A 560-nucleotide genomic window follows, 5' to 3' on the forward strand; every position below is an offset into this window, starting at 1 on the left:
CGACACCGACCAGTCCGCCGAGGACGTGGCGTCGTTCGCCCGCGTCGCCGAGAAGATGTTCGGCCAGAAAATCATCTACGTCGAGTACTCCGGCACCTACGGCGACCCCGAGAAGGTCGGCGCGGCGCACGACGCGCTCGACGACGCGACGCTGTTCTACGGCGGTGGCATCCACGACTACGAGTCGGCCTACGAGATGGGCCAGCACGCGGACGCGGTCGTCGTCGGCAACCTCCTGCACGACGAGGGCGTCGACGCGGTGCGCGAGACGGTCGAGGGCGCGAAGGACGCGACGGCCGAACTCGTCGCAGAGTAATCCCACGGGCGCGGTTTCTGTTTCTACGCCGACGGTACCGACTCCGCTGACTCCACCGACTCCGCGTTCACGCCGTCGGCGTGCGACTCGCGGGTCGCGTCGGCACCGGGCGACGACGCATCCGGTGCGCCGCGACCGAGGAGCGTCGCCGACACGACCAAAAGGAGGAACGACGCGGTCGCGGCGAGAAGGGTTCCGGCGACCGGAACCGCGGCGCAGAGAGCGACGAACAGACGGGCGACGA

The 560-nt window shown here is 69.5% G+C and carries 1 protein-coding gene and 1 pseudogene; one reads left to right on the forward strand and one right to left on the reverse strand.

The genetic code is table 11. The features are described 5' to 3' along the window. On the forward strand, positions 1–316 hold a 316-nt coding region (locus DVK07_RS20810), incomplete at its 5' end, for a geranylgeranylglyceryl/heptaprenylglyceryl phosphate synthase (protein WP_303646399.1). 23 nt (positions 317–339) lie between these two features. Here DVK07_RS20810 and DVK07_RS20815 read toward each other — a convergent pair. Continuing rightward, a pseudogene (locus DVK07_RS20815) lies at positions 340–560 on the reverse strand (hypothetical protein); the annotation flags it as partial.

The organism is Halorubrum sp. Atlit-26R (assembly GCF_003666015.1).
Lineage (GTDB): Archaea > Halobacteriota > Halobacteria > Halobacteriales > Haloferacaceae > Halorubrum.